2 pseudogenes are annotated in these 526 nt (G+C 65.2%); both read left to right on the forward strand.

From position 1 onward, the window contains the following. Positions 1-125, forward strand: a pseudogene (locus GWG65_RS40300) (TauD/TfdA family dioxygenase); the annotation flags it as partial. Between the two features lie 97 nt (positions 126-222). Then, positions 223-526: pseudogene (locus tag GWG65_RS40305) on the forward strand (IS21 family transposase); the annotation flags it as partial.

Below are 526 nucleotides of genomic sequence, written 5' to 3' on the forward strand. Positions count from 1 at the left end.
ACGGCGACGCCCGTCGCATCGTTCGTCGCGCCACCATCGATGGCGACTTGCCCGTGAGCGTCGATCGCCGGTGCAGCGTAACGCGCATCAAGGCCACCAAGCAGCCGCCCGCCAACGTGACCTAGCTGCGCCGTCTGGTGATCGCGGCTGGCCGGTGATGGATGGTTCTTCTCGCCAAAGAGGAATCACCCGTTGCCAGGCTGCCATGTCACCGATCACCAGATGAGGCTCTACATGAAGTTCCGTCAAACCAATTCGCCGCCAGAGGCGGCCGCGAAGGCGTCGTTCAGTTCGTCGACCGCTTATCGGCTCGAGAAGGATCTGCGTCTTCCGTCGCAAAAGAAGTCACCGCGGCAAAGGCGCCGGCCGGATCCCTTGGCCAACGTCTTCGGCCTGGAAGTCGTGCCGATGCTGAAGGCGACTCCCGGCGTGCGGCCCGTGGCCATCTTCGAGGAGATGCTCCGACGCCATCCTGAGCTGGGGGCTGGAATCCGCCGCACGCTCGAGCGCCGGATCCGCGCCTGGC

This window comes from Bradyrhizobium sp. CSA207 (genome assembly GCF_029051685.1).
In the GTDB taxonomy this organism is placed as follows: Bacteria; Pseudomonadota; Alphaproteobacteria; order Rhizobiales; family Xanthobacteraceae; genus Bradyrhizobium.